The 16747-nt window shown below is 68.8% G+C and carries 14 protein-coding genes; 13 read left to right on the forward strand and 1 reads right to left on the reverse strand.

Annotated features, from left to right (window positions below):
• Positions 1-13: 13 nt before the first annotated feature.
• From recG to mutM, 9 genes are all read left to right on the forward strand, one after another.
• Positions 14-2269, forward strand: coding sequence for an ATP-dependent DNA helicase RecG (gene recG / locus PSS76_RS08965; RefSeq protein WP_081186778.1), 2256 nt, complete (start codon positions 14-16; stop codon positions 2267-2269).
• 209 nt (positions 2270-2478) lie between these two features.
• The gene (locus PSS76_RS08970; protein ID WP_337456116.1) at positions 2479-5886 is read left to right on the forward strand and encodes a pyruvate carboxylase; all 3408 of its coding nucleotides are present in this window, start codon (positions 2479-2481) and stop codon (positions 5884-5886) included.
• 27 nt (positions 5887-5913) lie between these two features.
• The gene (rsmD, locus tag PSS76_RS08975; RefSeq protein WP_041674318.1) at positions 5914-6480 is read left to right on the forward strand and encodes a 16S rRNA (guanine(966)-N(2))-methyltransferase RsmD; all 567 of its coding nucleotides are present in this window, start codon (positions 5914-5916) and stop codon (positions 6478-6480) included.
• Positions 6477-6971, forward strand: a complete 495-nt coding sequence (gene coaD / locus PSS76_RS08980) for a pantetheine-phosphate adenylyltransferase (protein WP_005512078.1) — start codon at positions 6477-6479, stop codon at positions 6969-6971. The genes rsmD and coaD overlap by 4 nt, the downstream gene beginning before the upstream one ends.
• Before the next feature lie 116 nt (positions 6972-7087).
• The gene (locus tag PSS76_RS08985; RefSeq protein ID WP_013416591.1) at positions 7088-7843 is read left to right on the forward strand and encodes a DivIVA domain-containing protein; all 756 of its coding nucleotides are present in this window, start codon (positions 7088-7090) and stop codon (positions 7841-7843) included.
• A 156-nt stretch (positions 7844-7999) separates the two neighbouring features.
• Positions 8000-8566, forward strand: a complete 567-nt coding sequence (locus PSS76_RS08990; protein ID WP_005512080.1) for a YceD family protein — start codon at positions 8000-8002, stop codon at positions 8564-8566.
• Between the two features lie 2 nt (positions 8567-8568).
• The gene (gene rpmF, locus PSS76_RS08995; protein ID WP_005512081.1) at positions 8569-8751 is read left to right on the forward strand and encodes a 50S ribosomal protein L32; all 183 of its coding nucleotides are present in this window, start codon (positions 8569-8571) and stop codon (positions 8749-8751) included.
• 16 nt (positions 8752-8767) lie between these two features.
• Positions 8768-9538, forward strand: coding sequence for a ribonuclease III (gene rnc, locus PSS76_RS09000; RefSeq protein WP_005512082.1), 771 nt, complete (start codon positions 8768-8770; stop codon positions 9536-9538).
• Between the two features lie 24 nt (positions 9539-9562).
• Positions 9563-10429 carry a bifunctional DNA-formamidopyrimidine glycosylase/DNA-(apurinic or apyrimidinic site) lyase gene (gene mutM / locus PSS76_RS09005; RefSeq protein ID WP_005512083.1) on the forward strand — a complete coding sequence of 289 codons (867 nt, stop codon included), beginning with the start codon at positions 9563-9565 and terminating at the stop codon, positions 10427-10429.
• Here mutM and pdxR read toward each other — a convergent pair.
• A complete protein-coding gene (gene pdxR, locus PSS76_RS09010) occupies positions 10365-11837 on the reverse strand; it encodes a MocR-like pyridoxine biosynthesis transcription factor PdxR (RefSeq protein WP_337456117.1) in 1473 nt (490 codons plus the stop codon). The genes mutM and pdxR overlap by 65 nt on opposite strands.
• A gap of 78 nt (positions 11838-11915) precedes the next feature.
• Here pdxR and PSS76_RS09015 point away from each other — a divergent pair, with 78 nt between their 5' ends.
• The 4 genes from PSS76_RS09015 to kdpB all read left to right on the forward strand — a co-directional run bounded on the left by PSS76_RS09015 (position 11916) and on the right by kdpB (position 16744).
• Positions 11916-12575 carry a pyridoxamine 5'-phosphate oxidase family protein gene (locus tag PSS76_RS09015; RefSeq protein ID WP_084968352.1) on the forward strand — a complete coding sequence of 220 codons (660 nt, stop codon included), beginning with the start codon at positions 11916-11918 and terminating at the stop codon, positions 12573-12575.
• Between the two features lie 226 nt (positions 12576-12801).
• A complete protein-coding gene (gene kdpF, locus PSS76_RS09020) occupies positions 12802-12900 on the forward strand; it encodes a K(+)-transporting ATPase subunit F (RefSeq protein WP_084968353.1) in 99 nt (32 codons plus the stop codon).
• 20 nt (positions 12901-12920) lie between these two features.
• Entirely contained in the window at positions 12921-14621 is a 1701-nt protein-coding gene (gene kdpA, locus PSS76_RS09025; RefSeq protein ID WP_064077596.1) for a potassium-transporting ATPase subunit KdpA, read from the forward strand.
• On the forward strand, positions 14618-16744 hold the full coding sequence (kdpB, locus tag PSS76_RS09030) for a potassium-transporting ATPase subunit KdpB (RefSeq protein WP_084968354.1): 2127 nt from the start codon (positions 14618-14620) through the stop codon (positions 16742-16744). The genes kdpA and kdpB overlap by 4 nt, the downstream gene beginning before the upstream one ends.
• The last annotated feature ends 3 nt before the right edge of the window (positions 16745-16747 follow it).

The following is a 16747-nucleotide window of genomic DNA, read 5'->3' on the forward strand; positions in this document are numbered from 1 at the left end:
CGGGACACCCGACATGGCGACGCTGACGGATCGCCTCGACCACCTGCTGGGGGCGAAGACGGCCGACGCGCTCGTCGAGGCGTTCGACATCCGCACGGTCGAGGACCTGCTGCGGCACTACCCCCACCGGTACGCCGCACAGGGGCGGGAACTGACGGAAAAGGAGCCGGAGGAGGGCTCGCACGTCACGATCATCGCCCGAGTCGTCAAGGCCGACGTCGTGAACATGAAGAGCCGCCGCGGCCAGATGCTCAAGGTGGTGCTCGCGGCCGAGTCGCAGAGCGTCGACGTCACGTTCTTCAACCCGCACAAGGTCAAGCACGCGGTGCGTGTCGGTGTCCGGGCGATGTTCTCCGGCACCGTGAAGTACTTCCGCAACAAGTGGAGCCTGACGCATCCGAGCTACCTGATCCTGCCCGAGCCGGCGGAGGGCGAGGATCCGGTGGTGTCCATGGCACACGTGCAGGGGGCGGGTTCCCTCGCCGGAATGGCGCGCGCCACGCAGGATTCCGGTTCCGGCGTCGACATGTCGATCTTCGACCGCGAGCTGATCCCGCTGTACCCGGCGACGCGGGAGGTGGAGAGCTGGACGATCCTCCGCTGCGTGCGTCAGGTGCTCGATCAGCTCGACACGGTCGAGGATCCGCTGCCGGACGCGGTGCGCGGGGAACACGGCTTGATCGGGCTCGACGAGGCCCTGCGCCTGGTGCACCTACCCGAGACCCGCGACGACATCGGCCGTGCGCAGGAGCGTCTGCGATTCGACGAGGCGGCGGCACTGCAGTTGGTGCTCGCACAGCGCCGACGGGACATCGCGGCGCGGGTGGCGCCGCAGTGCCCGCCGAAGCCGGACGGATTGGCTGCCGCATTCGACGAGATGCTGCCGTTCGAACTCACCGAGGGGCAGAAGGAGGTGGCCGAGGAGATCTCGGCCGATCTCGCCCGCCGGCACCCGATGAACCGCCTGTTGCAGGGTGAGGTGGGTTCCGGCAAGACGATCGTGGCGCTCCGGGCGATGCTGCAGGCCGTCGATGCCGGATACCAGTGCGCACTGCTCGCCCCCACGGAAGTGCTTGCGGCGCAGCATGCCCGGTCGCTGCGGGAGATGCTCGGGCCGCTCGGCGCTGCCGGTGAGCTGGGGGCCGCGGACGTGGCGACCAAGGTGACGCTCCTGACGGGATCGATGTCGACCAAGGCGCGTCGGGCAGCGCTCCTGGACATCGTGACCGGTGATTCGGGGATCGTCATCGGCACACACGCGCTGATTCAGGACAACGTGGAGTTCTTCGACCTCGGCTTCGTCGTGGTCGACGAGCAGCACCGCTTCGGTGTCGAGCAGCGCGACGAGCTGCGCAAGCGAGCCAAGGAGGGGCTCAGCCCGCACCTGCTGGTGATGACCGCGACGCCGATTCCCCGCACGATCGCGATGACGGTGCTCGGCGATCTCGAGACGTCGACGCTGCGGCAGCTGCCGCAGGGGCGCGCGCCGATCGTGAGCAAGGTCGTGGCGGCACGGCAGACCCCGCAGTGGGTCGCCCGGGCGTGGGAGCGGATCCGGGAGGAGGTTGCCGACGGACGGCAGGCGTACGTGGTGTGCTCGCGGATCGGTGACGGCGACAGCGATGCCGAACTGATCAAGGCCGGCAAGGAGCCGCCGGAGACGAAGTCGGCCGTCGATCTCTTCGACGAACTGCGGTCGGGGCCCATGCACGATCTGCGGCTCGGACTCTTGCACGGGCGGCTGCCGTCCGACGAGAAGGACGCGGTGATGCGCGACTTCACGGACGGTGCGATCGACGTCCTCATCTGCACCACGGTGGTGGAGGTGGGTGTCAACGTCCCCAACGCGACCGTCATGGTGTTGGTCGACGCGGATCGGTTCGGCGTCAGCCAGCTTCATCAGCTGCGCGGCCGGGTGGGTCGCGGCAGCCATCAGGGACTGTGCATCCTCATCACCGACATGATGCCGGGGTCGCCGGCGTTCGAGCGGCTGACCGCCGTCGCCGGGACCAACGACGGCTTCGAACTCGCCCAGCTCGATCTGCGCCAGCGTCGAGAGGGCGATGTCCTCGGCTCGGCCCAGTCGGGCAGCGCGACGACGTTGCGGTTGCTGTCCCTGCTCGAGCACGAGGACGTGATCGCGTCGGCGCAGGAGTTCGCCCGCGGTGTCGTCGACGACGACCCGGATCTGTCCCGCCACCCCGGTCTGGCGGCGATGGTGGCGGCCGCGCTCGATTCCGAGAGGATCGAATTTCTGGAGAAGTCCTAGAAGTTTCCGGGTGTCCTCCCGGCCCTCCGGATCCGGTGTCGGAGGCCGAGCACGGCCACCGAGTACGGCCTGTGCAGGGCACTTCTTCTCCGGTTTGCAAACTTGCCAATTTCGCATGTCAGAGCAGCTGTTTGTGAAGCTTGCGAAGCGTTCCGCATCATGGGACGCCCCGCTCACGGCACGCCGCACGGCAAGGTACTTTGCTTCCCATGTTCACCAAAGTCCTCGTCGCCAACCGCGGCGAAATCGCCATCCGCGCGTTCCGTGCCGCCTACGAACTGGGTGCCGGGACCGTTGCGGTGTTCCCGTACGAAGACCGCAACTCGGTGCACCGCCTGAAGGCGGACGAGGCGTACCAGATCGGTGAGGTCGGTCATCCGGTCCGCGCGTACCTCTCGGTCGAAGAGATCATCGCGGCGGCCGAGCGTGCCGGTGCGGACGCGATCTACCCCGGCTACGGCTTCCTGTCCGAGAACCCGGACCTGGCCGCGGCGTGCGAAGCGAACGGCATCACGTTCGTGGGCCCGTCAGCCGAGGTACTCGAGCTGACCGGCAACAAGGCGCGTGCGATCGCGGCCGCGAAGGCAGCGGGCCTGCCGGTGCTGGCATCGTCGGAGCCCTCGTCGGACGTCGAGGCGTTGCTCGCGGCCTCCGAGGACATGGAGTTCCCCGTCTTCGTCAAGGCCGTCGCCGGCGGCGGCGGACGCGGTATGCGCCGGGTCGCCGAGCGTGCGCAACTGCGGGAGGCGATCGAGGCGGCCTCGCGAGAGGCCGAGTCGGCGTTCGGTGATCCGACGGTGTTCCTCGAACAGGCCGTCGTCGACCCGCGTCACATCGAGGTACAGATCCTCGCCGACGGCGAGGGCAACGTCATCCACCTGTTCGAGCGCGACTGCTCGTTGCAGCGGCGGCACCAGAAGGTGATCGAGCTCGCGCCGGCCCCCAATCTCGATCCCGCACTGCGAGATCGGATCTGCGCCGACGCGGTCGCTTTCGCCAAGCAGATCGGTTACCGCTGCGCGGGCACGGTCGAGTTCCTCCTCGACACCCGCGGCAACCACGTCTTCATCGAGATGAACCCGCGAATCCAGGTGGAGCACACGGTCACCGAGGAGATCACCGACGTCGATCTGGTGCAGGCGCAGCTGCGCATCGCGTCGGGCGAGACGCTGGCCGATCTCGGTCTGGCGCAGGACAAGATCACGATCCGCGGCGCCGCGCTGCAGTGCCGCATCACGACCGAGGACCCCGCCAACGGATTCCGCCCCGACACCGGTCGGATCACCGCGTACCGCACCCCGGGTGGCGCGGGCGTGCGCTTGGACGGCGGCGCGAACCTGGGCGCAGAGGTCGGCGCCCACTTCGACTCGATGCTCGTCAAGCTGACCTGCCGTGGTCGCGACCTCGAGGCCGCCGTCGCCCGCGCCCGCCGCGCCGTCACGGAGTTCCGCATCCGCGGTGTCTCCACGAACATCCCGTTCCTGCAGGCGGTTCTGGACGACCCCGACTTCCGTGCGGGACGCGTGACGACGTCGTTCATCGAGCAGCGGCCCGAGTTGCTGACGCTGCGCAGCTCGGCCGACCGTGGCACCAAGATCCTCAACTACCTGGCCGACGTGACGGTCAACAAGCCGCACGGCGAGCGTCCGACCGCGGTGTACCCGCACGACAAGCTCCCCAAGGTCGATCTCGGTGTCGCCCCGCCGGACGGGTCGCGCCAGAAGCTACTCGCCCTCGGACCCGAGGGATTCGCGAAGGCACTGCGCGAGCAGAAGGCGCTCGCGGTCACCGACACCACGTTCCGCGACGCGCACCAGTCGCTGCTCGCCACCCGGGTGCGCACGTCCGGACTGCTGGACGTCGCCGGTCACGTCGCGCGGATGACGCCCGAACTGCTCTCGATCGAGGCGTGGGGCGGAGCGACCTACGACGTGGCGCTGCGCTTCCTGCACGAGGATCCCTGGTACCGGCTCGCGGCGCTGCGCGAGGCCGTACCGAACATCAACCTGCAGATGCTGCTGCGCGGCCGTAACACCGTCGGCTACACCCCGTACCCGGAGAAGGTCACCCGCGCGTTCGTGCAGGAGGCCGCCGACACCGGCATCGACATCTTCCGGATCTTCGACGCGCTCAACAACGTCGACCAGATGCGTCCCGCGATCGAGGCGGTCCGCGAGACCGGCACCACGGTCGCCGAGGTCGCGATGTCGTACACCGGCGACCTGGCGAACCCGGACGAGAAGCTCTACACCCTCGACTACTACCTGCGTCTGGCGGAGGAGATCGTCGAGGCGGGCGCCCACATCCTCGCGATCAAGGACATGGCCGGCCTGCTGCGTGCCCCCGCCGCCACCAAGCTCGTGACCGCACTGCGCTCCAACTTCGACCTGCCGGTGCATGTGCACACCCACGACACTCCCGGCGGCCAGCTCGCGACCTACCTCGCCGCGTGGCACGCCGGAGCGGACGCCGTCGACGGTGCCTCGGCGCCGCTGTCGGGCACCACCAGCCAGCCCGCGCTGTCGGCGATCGTCGCCGCCGCCGCGCACAGCGAGTTCGACACCGGCATCGACCTGCAGGCCGTGTGCGATCTCGAGCCCTACTGGGAAGCGCTGCGAAAGGTGTACGCGCCGTTCGAGTCCGGCATCCCCGCCCCCACCGGTCGCGTCTACACCCACGAGATTCCGGGCGGTCAGCTGTCGAACCTGCGTCAGCAGGCCATCGCCCTCGGTCTCGGCGACCGCTTCGAGGAGGTCGAGGCGAAGTACGCCGCCGCCGACCGGATGCTGGGCCGCCTGGTCAAGGTGACGCCGTCGTCGAAGGTGGTCGGCGACCTCGCGCTGCACCTCGTGGGATCGAACGTCCCCGCCGACGAATTCGCCTCGGATCCCGCCCGCTTCGACATCCCGGATTCGGTGGTCGGGTTCCTGCGCGGCGAACTCGGCACCCCTCCCGGCGGGTGGCCCGAGCCGTTCCGCAGCAAGGCGCTCGAGGGTCGCGGTGCCGCGAAGCCCGAGGTGCAGCTCACGCCCGAGGACGAGAAGGGACTGTCCGGATCGTCCAAGGAACGGCAGGCCACCCTCAACCGGCTGATGTTCCCCGGCCCGGCGAGGGAGTTCGAGGAGCACCGCGACAAGTACGGCGACACCTCGCAGCTGTCGGCCAACCAGTTCTTCTACGGCCTGCGCCGCGGCGAGGAACACCGGGTCAAGCTCGGCAAGGGCGTCGAGCTGCTCATCGGGCTCGAGGCGATCTCCGAACCCGACGAGCGCGGCTACCGCACCGTCATGTGCATCCTCAACGGCCAGTTGCGTCCGGTGTCGGTGCGCGACCGCTCCATCGCGAGCGAGGTGCCCGCTGCGGAGAAGGCCGACCGGAACAACCCCGCCCACGTCGCCGCCCCGTTCGCGGGTGCGGTCACCCTGGTCGTGACCGAAGGCCAGCAGGTCTCGGCCGGTGACACCGTTGCCACGATCGAGGCCATGAAGATGGAGGCCGCGATCACAGCGCCGCGCAGCGGTATCGTCTCGCGAGTTGCTATCGCCGGCGCCTCGCAGGTCGAGGGTGGCGATCTCCTGGCGGTCGTCTCGACGCGGGAGACAACCGGCAACGAGTGACCGTGGGCGAGTGAACAGGACTGCAGTGTGACAAGAATCGTCGCCGGCCGTGCCGGAGGCAGGCGTTTGAAGGTGCCCGCGAGCGGGACCCGCCCGACGTCCGAACGAGTCCGCGAGGCCCTGTTCAGTTCGCTCGACAGCCGCATCGACCTCGAGGGCGCCGCCGTGCTCGACCTGTACGCGGGTTCCGGCGCCCTCGGGCTCGAGGCGCTCTCGCGGGGCGCCGCTCACGTGCTGCTGGTCGAGTCGGACGCGAAGGCCGCCGCCGTCGTCAAGCAGAACGTGGCGGCGGTCGGCCTGAGCGGTGCGGTCGTTCGCACGGCCCCCGTCGCAGCCGTCGTGGGCGGTGCGGCCGAGCGCGAATTCGACGTGGTGCTGGCCGATCCGCCGTACGCCGTGACAGAGGAGGCGGTGACCTCCGTGCTCTCTGATCTCGTCGCGCACGGCTGGGTGGGGGAGGGCTCGATCGTGGTCGTCGAGCGCTCCTCCCGCTCGCCCGAGACCACGTGGCCCGACGGCATGCGCCCGGAGCGGACCAAGCGTTACGGCGAGACCCGGATCGAGGTCGCCACCTGCTACGGTCTGGACTCATGACTGGCGCCGTCTGCCCCGGGTCCTTCGACCCCGTGACCAATGGCCACCTCGACGTGATCGGACGTGCTGCGGCACTGTTCGACGAGGTGGTCGTCACCGTGATGATCAACAAGAGCAAGCGCGGTCTGTTCAGCGTCGAGGAACGCATCGAGATGCTCGAGGACGCCACCGGCGACCTGCCGAACGTGCGGGTCGCGTCGTGGCACGGGCTGCTGGTGGATTATGCCAAGTCGCAAGGGATCTCGGCGATCGTCAAGGGCCTGCGCGGTGCCAACGACTTCGACTACGAGCTGCAGATGGCGCAGATGAACCAGAAGCTGTCGGGAGTCGACACGCTCTTCATCCCCACCAACCCCACGTACAGCTACCTCTCCAGTTCGCTGGTCAAGGAGGTCGCGACGTTCGGTGGCGACGTGGCGGACATGGTCCCGGAGAAGGTGCACGCGCGGCTCGTGGCGCGGCTCGCCGAGCGGGCCCAGGAGAAGGGCTGACGAAGGGCTGACGAACTCCTTCGTCCGACACACCGGCGCCGCGGCGGCGGGTGTGCGGGGTCTGGGGCAAACTGTCTTTCAGCACCAGCGATGGCATTCGACGATTGGGGTTGTGCGTGTACCGGGTATTCGAGGCACTCGACGAGCTTGTCGCGATCGTCGAGGAGGCGCGTGGAGTTCCGATGACCGCGGGGTGCGTCGTACCGCGTGGCGACGTCCTCGAACTGCTCGACGACGTCCGGGATGCGATTCCCGGTGAACTCGACGACGCGCAGGACGTGCTCGATCATCGCGACAAGCTGGTCGGCGAAGCCCGCCAGAGTTCCGAGCAGATGGTGACGACGGCCAACGCGCAGGCGCACCAGACGATCACCGAGGCTCGCGAGGACGCGGACCGAATTCTCGCCGACGCCAAGGCGCAGGCCGATCGCATGGTCGCCGAGGCGCGCTCGCATGCCGAGCAGTTGGTCCACGAGGCACGCGCCGAGGCCGACGCGACGGTCGCCGAGGGTCAGCGCGAGTACGACTCGCTGACCGGGCGCGCGCGGGCCGAGTCGGACCGCATGATCGAGTCCGGCAAGGCCTCGTACGAGCGCTCCGTCGCGGACGGCATCGCCGAGCAGGAGCGACTGGTGTCGCAGGCCGAGGTGGTCCAGGCCGCCAACGCGGAGTCGGCGCGCGTGATCGACGCCGCCCATGCCGAGTCGGATCGACTGCGCTCGGAATGCGACCTGTACGTCGACACCAAGCTCGCAGAGTTCGAGGACTTCCTGAACGGCACCATCCGGTCCGTGGGGCGTGGTCGCCAGCAGTTGCGGACGGGGACCGGGGTGCCGGACTACGACGCCGGCTACGGCGACCGCCGCCGCTAGAAGGCCCCGGATCGGCGGCCGATCGACTGCCGATTTCGCCTCTCCGGGTTACATCGCGTACCGTGGAGTGGTTGCCCTACCCTGTGCTTCCTGAAAGAGATTCCGGTGTCATCCCATCATCGCAGTGCCTCACGTCCCGCCCGGGACGAGGGTTTCGTGCTGGATACGCTCTCGCTGGGCCGTCGGCCTGGTTCGATGCGTACGGTGTCACGGGTTGTCCCGGCTCCTTCCCGGATCGGTCTCGACATGGTCGCGATCGAAGAGGGTGCGGACGTGACTTTCGATCTGCGGCTCGAGTCGGTGTCCGAGGGTGTCCTCGTCACCGGCTCCGTCAGTGCGGACATCGTGGGCGAGTGCTCGCGGTGCCTCGAGCCGTTCACCGATTCGGTGAACCTCTACCTCACGGAGCTGTTCGCGTACCCGGACAGCGCCACCGAGGAGACCACCGAGGAGGACGAGGTCTACCGGGTCGTGGACGACGAGATCGACCTCGAACCGGTGATCGTCGATGCGGTCGGACTGGAGCTTCCGCTCCAGCCGTTGTGTAGCGACGACTGTGAGGGATTGTGTCCCGAATGTGGCATTCGCCTGGCGATTGCGGAATCCGGGCACGGTCATGAAATAATGGATCCTCGCTGGGCTGGGCTCGCAGCCAAATTCGGTGCAGGATCCGACGCCAGCAATGCAACTGCTGATGCCAGCAAGATCAACGAGGAGAAGTAGACGTGGCTGTTCCCAAGCGCAGAATGTCGCGGTCCAACACGAGGTCGCGACGGAGCCAGTGGAAGACCACTGCGCCCACCCTCATCACCTGCCCGAACCGTGCGTGCGGCGAGAAGACGCTGCCCCACGTTGCGTGCCCGTCGTGCGGCACCTACAAGGGCCGTCAGGTTACCGCAGCGGTCTAGTCTGCTAAGTCGCGCTGTGACCAGCAAAAAAAGCAATACAGCTTACGCCGGCGGCGAGGAAGATCACGGATCTCTCCTCGCCGCCCTTGGCGTGCCTCTGACGGAGGATCTGCTGACGCTCGCGTTGACCCATCGCTCGTACGCGTACGAGCACGGCGGGTTGCCGACCAACGAGCGCCTCGAGTTCCTCGGTGACTCGGTCCTGGGACTGACGATCACCGAGCGCCTCTACACGGCCCACCCCGAGAAGTCCGAGGGTGAGCTCGCGAAGATCCGCGCCAGCATCGTCAACATGCACGCCCTCGCGGAGGTGGCGCGCGGTCTGGGGCCTGGTGGTCTCGGTGCGCACCTGCTCCTCGGCAAGGGCGAGGAGATGACGGGTGGCCGCGACAAGCCGAGCATCCTGGCCGACGGCATGGAGTCGCTCCTCGGTGCGATCCACCTCGAGCACGGAATCGATACTGCCCGACGGGTGGTGCTCGATCTGTTCGCCGATCTGCTCTCGCGTGCCCCGAAACTCGGTGCCGGCCTGGACTGGAAGACCAGCCTCCAGGAACTGACCGCCGAACGTGGCATCGGTGTCCCGTCGTACGAGATCACCGCGACCGGTCCCGACCACGACAAGGAGTTCACCGCGACGGTCGTCGTCGGTGGCGATGCTTTCGGTGTCGGTGTGGGCAGGTCGAAGAAGGAAGCCGAGCAGAAGGCCGCCAGCACCGCGTGGAGCGCGCTGTCCGAGGCTGCGCAGTCGGTCGTCCTTCCCGACGACACCGTCGTCGAGTCCTGACCCGGCACAGGTCGAGGGCGTAGCGTGCCGGAGCTTCCCGAGGTCGAGGTGGTCCGACGGGGTCTCGAGGCGCACGTCGTCGGGCACACCATCGCCGACGTCGAGGTTCTGCATCCGCGTGCCGTACGCCGGCATCTGCCGGGCTCTCTCGACCTCGCCGGTCGACTCGAGGGCCAGACCGTGGTGGGGGCCGAGCGCCGAGGCAAGTACCTGTGGCTCGTCCTCGAACCGAGCTCGGTTGCGATCGTCGTCCATCTGGGCATGAGCGGGCAGATGCTCGTGCAGGATCCGACGGTGCCCGACGAGAAGCATCTCCGGATCCGGGCGCGCCTGGAGTCCGGCATCGACCTCCGTTTCGTCGACCAACGGACCTTCGGTGGATGGGCGCTGGCAGACCTCGTCACCGTCGACGGCACCGTCGTGCCGGACTCGGTCGCGCACATCGCCCGCGATCCGCTCGATCCGCGTTTCGATCCCGATCTCGTCGTGAAGGCATTGCGCGCCAAGCACACCGAGATCAAGCGCGCCCTCCTCGACCAGACCGTGGTGTCCGGCGTCGGCAACATCTACGCCGACGAGGCCTTGTGGCGGGCCGAGATTCACGGCAACCGTCCCACCGACAAGCTGAGTGGCCCGCGGCTGCGAGTCCTGCTCGACGCGGCCCGAGACGTGATGACCGAAGCTCTCGACCAGGGCGGCACGTCGTTCGATGCGTTGTACGTCAACGTCAACGGCCAGTCCGGCTACTTCGACCGGTCCCTCAACGCCTACGGGCAGGAGAACCTGCCGTGCCGACGCTGCGGGGCGCCGATCCGGCGCGAGAAGTTCATGAACCGCTCGTCGTACAGCTGTCCGAAGTGTCAGCCGCGGCCGCGGCTCGTTCGCGGATGACCTCGGCGATCGTCGTCGCGGCCGCGGATGCCTTCGATTCCGGCAACTGCGCGTAGCCGCACAGCAGTCCGCGCGGTCCGGCCTCGGACACCCGATACTTGGCCAGTGCCGGTACCTTCACGCCGCGGCGGGTGATCTCGGTGGCGATCGCGACGTCGTCGGCGCCGTCGGGAAGGCGTAGCGCCACATGCAGTCCCGCCTCGACTCCGAGGGGCTGCACGCCCGGCAGGTGCGTCCGCAACGCGTCGACGAGCGCCTGGCGGCGGGCCGCGTACGTGCGTGACGACCGGGTGAGGTGCCTGGTGAGCGAACCCGACTCGACGAACCTGGCGACGGCCTCCGCCGTGACGGCGCAGGCGGTCTCGCCGCTCGCCGCGAGTGCGTCGTGCACGCGGGGCAGCAGGTCGACCGGGGGCACGAGCCACGCCAAGCGCAGGGACGGCGAGAGGATCTTCGACACGGTGCCGACGTACGCCACCCGTTCACGTCCGCCCGCGATTGCGCGCAGAGCAGGCAGTGTCGGTACGCCGTAACGGAATTCGCCGTCGTAGTCGTCCTCGATGACGAGCCGTCCGGCCGTCGAGGCGTCGGCGAGGAGGGCGGCTCGCCGGGCTGCGGAGAGTCGCGAGCCCATCGGATACTGGTGTGCCGGTGTGCAGTACACCGCGGCGTCGGTGGCGCGTAGGGCCGCAGGGTCGATCCCGTCCTCGTCGACGGTGACCGGTCGGACGTCGGCGCCCGCGGCCGCGAGCGCGACCCGGGCTTTGGCGTAGCCGGGATCCTCGAACGCGATCGACTTGCCGGGCAGGTCTGCCGCGGCGACAAGGGTTCTCAGGGCGGCGAGCGCGCCGGGCACGACGACGATCTCGTCGGGTTCTGCCACGATGCCGCGAGTGCGCCGGAGGTGCACCGCGAGCGCCTCACGCAGTCGCCGATGGCCACCGGGCCCGGGTGGGATGTTCGGCACCGGCCCCGCCGTGGCCGCGCGCCACGCGGATCGCCAGTCGCGAGGAAGGATCAGGTCCGTGTCCGGGTAGCCGGGCGACAGGTCCAGGGCGACGGCGGGGCGGACGGTGCGGGGCGACGACGCCGTGCCCTCCGCCGGGGTCACGTGCGGGGTCACACCGGCGTGCGCCGCGACGTCGGCGCCCAGCGCGATCCGGGTGCCGGATCCCGCACGCGAGTCGACGAAACCCGCGGCCGCCAATTCGTCGTACGCGTCGACCACCGCGGAACGGGACACACCCAGTTCGACGGCGAGGACCCGGCTGGCCGGCAGGAGATCGCCGGGCCGGAGCGCGCCGCTCCGCAGAGCCGCGACCACTGCTCCGGCGATCCGCTGTCGGAGCGGTTCACTCGTGTCGGGCAGCGTGAGGTGCAGGGTCGACGCACGAGGGGTCCGGGCCATCCGTGCACCATACTGGTCTGGCTGATTGGACGATTCCGGACCTGGTCGGGGCGCCACTATCGGCCCACAGTTGTCGGTATGACCATCACACCGCCGCTGTGCGGCATCGGACGACTGCCCGAACGCTCCCGCGAGTCCCGCGCCGACCTGGACTCGGTGCTCGACGCCTGCGCCGTCGGCACGCTTGCCACCGTCGTCGATGGGCTGCCCTGGACGGTGCCGATGCTCTACGCCCGGGTCGGAGACCGGATACTGCTGCACGGTTCGACAGGGGCCGGCGCGCTGCGCCATGTCGCGTCCGGTGCGCCCGCATCGCTGTGTGTCACGCTTCTCGACGGAATCGTCGTGGCCGACAACCTCTTCAACTCCTCCGCCAACTACCGCTCTGCGGTCGTGCACGGCAACCTGACGCCGCTGCGCCGAGAAGAGGCGGAGTGCGCGCTCGTCCAACTGTCGGACGCGCTCATCCCGGGCCGCAGCACCGAGGTGCGTGCGTCGACCCGCAAGGAACTGGCCGCGACCCTCACGATCGCACTGCCGATCGAGCCCGGCCGCTGGACGGTCAAGGTGCGGGACGCCCCGCCGAGCGAGGGCGACCGGGATCCGGGGGTGTGGGCGGGGGTGGTGCCGATGCGAACCGTTGCGGGCGAACCGATCCGCGCCCCGTGGGTGTCCGACGACGTACCGGTGCCGGCGTCGGCACGGGCGCTCTCGAAGCCCGGACGGAGCGACGCGTAAAGATCGCGTCAACGCGATCAGTCGGTGGTGTCAGCGATGCGTAAGGGCAGCGCATCCGGGCGCAGAACGGGGGCACGCTCCGCAGTGGGCGTCGAGATACGACGCTGCGGTTTTCGAGGAAGACGAAGAGGAACGTCATGGCTGATTTGGCCTACGTCGGGTTGATCATCGGAGTGTTCGCCGTCTGTGCGCTGGTGCTGCGTGGTCTGCAGACGAGGAGCGTCCGGTGACGGTCGCCGGGACGGTCGGTGTCGCCGTCGTCGTGATCGCCGCCGCGCTGGTGATCTACCTGCTCATCGCGCTCCTGAGCCCTGAGCGGTTCTAGTCCTCGAGAGGTCTCCACACATGAATCCCGCTCTCGCAGCGGGACTGCAGATAGCACTGGTCGTTGCCGTGCTAGCGATTCTGTACGTCCCCGTCGGTGACTACATGGCGAAGGTCTACACCACCGACACAGATCTCCGGTCCGGGGATCTGCGCATCGAAACTGTCGTGTACCGGCTCTGCCGGATCAATCCCCGCACCGAGCAGACCTGGTACGGCTACGCCGGCAGCCTGCTCGGCTTCTCGGCCGCGAGCGTGCTGCTGCTCTACTTCCTGCAGCGGATCCAGGGAGTGCTGCCGCTCGGCGGCGGCCTGGAGGGCGTGAGTCCCGCCGTTGCGTTCAACACCGCGGCGTCGTTCGTCGCCAACACCAACTGGCAGTCGTACGTCCCGGAGACGACGATGAGCCACCTGACGCAGGCCGCGGGCCTGGCCGTCCAGAACTTCGTGTCCGCCGCCGTCGGCATGGCCGTCGCGGCGGCGCTCATCCGTGGATTCGTCCGCGTCTCGCGGGGCGGCGAGATCGGCAACTTCTGGGTCGATCTCACCCGCGGTGCCCTGCGCATCCTGCTGCCCTTCGCCTTCGTGATCGCGTTGATCCTGCTGAGCCAGGGCGTGATCCAGTCGTTCCGGACCGGCTTCTCGTCCACCGGGCTCGACGGGACCACTGTCACGAATGCACTGGCCCCGGTGGCCTCGCAGGAGGCGATCAAGGAACTCGGCACCAACGGCGGTGGCATCCTTGCCGCCAACTCGGCGCATCCGTTCGAGAATCCCACCCCGATCACGAACATCGTGGAGATCCTCGCAATCCTGCTGATCCCTGTCAGCCTCACCCGCACGTTCGGCACACTGGTCGGCGACCGTCGGCAGGGCCTGACTCTCCTCGCCGTGATGTCGACGCTGTTCTTCGGCCTGCTCGCGGTGACGCTCGCGGCCGAATCCGGGGCGCGCGGCGCCGCGGCGACGGCGGCCGGGTCGATGATGGAGGGCAAGGAAGTCCGCTTCGGAATCCCCGGATCGGCACTGTTCGCCGTCGCCACGACGGGCACCAGTACCGGTGCCGTGAACTCGGCGCACGACAGTATGTCGCCGCTCGGCGGCGGTGCGGTACTGCTGAACATGCTGCTCGGCGAGATCGCGCCCGGCGGCGTCGGGACCGGCCTGTACGGCATCCTCGTCCTCGCCCTCATCGCGGTGTTCGTCGGTGGTCTGCTCGTCGGACGTACCCCCGAATACCTCGGCAAGAAGCTCGGGCAGCGTGAGATCACGCTCGCGGCACTGTCGGTGCTCGTGATGCCCGCCCTCGTCCTGATCGGCACCGGCATCACCGTCATCCTCGGCTCGACCGTCGGATACCTCGGCAACAGTGGCGATCCCGGCACTCCGCAGTCCATCCACGGCTTCACCGAGGTGCTGTACGCATTCGCGTCGGCGTCCAACAACAACGGCAGCGCGTTCGGCGGCCTCACGGTCACGAGCGACTGGTTCCAGTCGGCGCTCGGTGTCTGCATGCTGTTGGGACGTTTCCTGCCGATCCTGTTCGTCCTCGCGCTCGCGGGATCGCTCTCCGCGCAGCGTCGGACACCCGCCGGTGCGGGCACCCTGCCCACGTCCGGCCCCATGTTCACGGGACTGCTCACCGGCACCGTCGTGCTGGTCGCGGCCCTCACCTTCTTCCCGGCCCTCGCTCTCGGGCCCATCTCGGAGGCCCTGCAATGAGTCTTCAGACCCACACGACGGTCCCCGTGACCGACGTTCCCACCGATGTGCCCGACGCGGATTCCGCGCACGGCCACGCGCCGGTCGCGGCCGGCATCTTCAGTCCCCGGCAGCTGATCACGTCGCTGCCCGGCGCGGTGCGCAAACTCGATCCACGCCACCAGGCCCGCAACCCGGTGATGTTCGTCGTCCTCGTCGGGTCCGTCGTGACCACGGTGATGGCGATCGTGCAGCCGACGGTGTTCTCGTGGGCGATTGCCGCCTGGCTGTGGTTCACGGTGCTCTTCGCGAACCTCGCCGAGTCGGTCGCCGAAGGCCGTGGCAAGGCCCAGGCCGCGAGCCTGCGGAAGGTGAAGCAGGACACCGTGGCCCGACGGGTCACGGCGTCCGGCGCGGTCGAGGAGGTCTCGGCCACCACGCTCGTGGTCGGCGACACCGTGGTGGTCGAGGCGGGCGAGGTGATTCCCGGCGACGGCGACGTCGTCGAGGGCATCGCGACCGTCGACGAGTCGGCCATCACCGGCGAATCCGCGCCCGTCGTCCGCGAGTCCGGGGGCGACCGGTGCGCCGTCACCGGTGGCACCACGGTGCTCTCCGACCGGATCGTCGTGAAGATCACCTGCGCGCCGGGGCATTCGTTCGTGGACCGGATGATCGCGCTCGTCGAGGGGGCGTCGCGCAAGAAGACGCCCAACGAGATCGCGCTGAACATCCTGCTCGCGTCGCTCACGATCATCTTTCTGCTCGCGGTGGTCGCGATCGGACCGATGGGCGAGTACGCGGGTGAGGCTCAGGATCCGGTCAAGCTCATCGCGCTGCTGGTGTGCCTGATCCCGACCACGATCGGCGCGCTGCTGTCCGCGATCGGTATCGCCGGGATGGACCGGCTGGTGCAGCGCAACGTGCTGGCGATGTCGGGCCGCGCGGTCGAGGCCGCCGGCGACATCGACACGCTGCTGATGGACAAGACCGGCACCATCACCTTCGGCAACCGCCGGGCCACCGCGCTCCATCCGGCGCCGGGCCGGTCGGAGGACGAATTGGCCGCCGCGGCAAGGCTGTCCAGCCTCGCGGACGGCACCCCCGAGGGGCGGAGCATCGTCGAGCTGTGTGCCGAGCGGTACGGGCTCTCCACCGAGGCTTCCGACAGCGAGCGGGGCGCCGAGTTCGTCGAGTTCACGGCGCAGACCCGAATGAGCGGACTGGACATCGCCACCGGCACCGGCCGGCAGCAGATCCGTAAGGGTGCCGGTGACGCCGTGCTGGCGTGGGTCGCCGGGTACGGTGCGGCGGTCGATCCGGCCGTGTCCGACTCGGTCGAGGAGGTCGCCCTCGGGGGCGGCACCCCGCTCGTGGTGGCGGTCGCCGAGCGTGGCACGGCGACGGTGCTCGGCGTGATCGCGCTGACCGACGTCGTCAAGCCGGGGATCGCCGAACGGTTCGCGGAGTTGCGGGCCATGGGGATCCGCACCGTCATGGTGACCGGCGACAACCCGCTCACTGCGCGGGCCATCGCGGAGGAGGCCGGGGTCGACGACTTCATGGCCGAGGCCACGCCCGAGGACAAGCTCGAGAGGATCCGTCAGGAGCAGGAGGGCGGACGCCTGGTCGCGATGACCGGCGACGGCACCAACGACGCCCCCGCCCTCGCGCAGGCCGACGTCGGCGTCGCGATGAACACCGGGACGTCGGCCGCGAAGGAGGCCGGCAACATGGTGGACCTCGACTCGGATCCGACCAAGCTGATCGAGGTGGTCGAGATCGGCAAGCAGTTGCTGATCACCCGCGGGGCGCTCACGACGTTCTCGCTCGCGAACGATCTCGCGAAGTACTTCGCGATCCTGCCGGCGCTCTTCAGTGCGATCTATCCGCAGCTCGCGGTGCTGAACATCATGCATCTGGCGACTCCGCAGTCGGCGATCCTGTCGGCGGTGATCTTCAATGCTCTCGTCATCGTCGGACTGATCCCGTTGGCGCTCAGGGGCGTCCGCTATCGGCCCGCGGCCGCATCGAAACTGCTCGGCCGAAACCTGTTGATCTACGGCGTGGGCGGTGTGGTCACCCCCTTCGTCGGAATCTGGGTGATCGACCTCGTCGTCCGCCTCATTCCTGGAATCGGGTGAAAA

It is taken from the genome of Prescottella sp. D32 (genome assembly GCF_037287305.1).
Classification (GTDB): domain Bacteria; phylum Actinomycetota; class Actinomycetes; order Mycobacteriales; family Mycobacteriaceae; genus Prescottella; species Prescottella equi.

Coding starts and splice junctions, on each gene's coding strand:
- recG (WP_081186778.1), top strand. CDS start 14: ATGGCGACGCTGACGGATCGCCTCGACCACCTGCTGGGGGCGAAGACG.
- coaD (WP_005512078.1), top strand. CDS start 6,477: ATGACTGGCGCCGTCTGCCCCGGGTCCTTCGACCCCGTGACCAATGGC.
- PSS76_RS08970 (WP_337456116.1), top strand. CDS start 2,479: ATGTTCACCAAAGTCCTCGTCGCCAACCGCGGCGAAATCGCCATCCGC.
- kdpB (WP_084968354.1), top strand. CDS start 14,618: ATGAGTCTTCAGACCCACACGACGGTCCCCGTGACCGACGTTCCCACC.
- pdxR (WP_337456117.1), bottom strand. CDS start 11,837: ATGGCCCGGACCCCTCGTGCGTCGACCCTGCACCTCACGCTGCCCGAC.
- kdpA (WP_064077596.1), top strand. CDS start 12,921: ATGAATCCCGCTCTCGCAGCGGGACTGCAGATAGCACTGGTCGTTGCC.
- PSS76_RS09015 (WP_084968352.1), top strand. CDS start 11,916: ATGACCATCACACCGCCGCTGTGCGGCATCGGACGACTGCCCGAACGC.